Genomic DNA, 404 nt, shown 5'->3' on the forward strand with positions numbered 1-404 from the left:
AGCGGAAGAACAGCGACAACAAGAGCACCATGGCCGCGGCCACCGCGGCGGCGAAGATATCGAACTGACTGATCAGCACACCGCCGACGTCCAGCGGCACGTCCTCGATGCCGAGCTCGAGGCCGTGCACTTGCGTGCCCCAGATGAGCTGGGCGGCGCCCTCGATGATATAGGAGAGACCGAGCGTCGCCATGAACAGCGTGATCGGCGGCTTGTTGGTGAGCGGCCTCAGCACCGCGCGCTCGATGCCGATGCCGAGCGCCACCATGATGGCGAAGGTGACGGCCAAAGCCAGCGCGAAGGGAACGCCGCGCTCGACCAGGCTGACGAAGTTCAGAGCCGCGAACAGCAGCAGCGCCCCTTGGGCGAAGTTGAGCACTCCGGAAGTCTTGTAGATCAGCACG

1 pseudogene is annotated in these 404 nt (G+C 64.9%); it reads right to left on the bottom strand.

Annotated elements, in window-relative coordinates:
* Positions 1–404: pseudogene (locus EOA24_RS41020) on the bottom strand (branched-chain amino acid ABC transporter permease); the annotation flags it as partial.

Source organism: Mesorhizobium sp. M2A.F.Ca.ET.039.01.1.1, from assembly GCF_003998035.1.
In the GTDB taxonomy this organism is placed as follows: Bacteria; Pseudomonadota; Alphaproteobacteria; order Rhizobiales; family Rhizobiaceae; genus Mesorhizobium.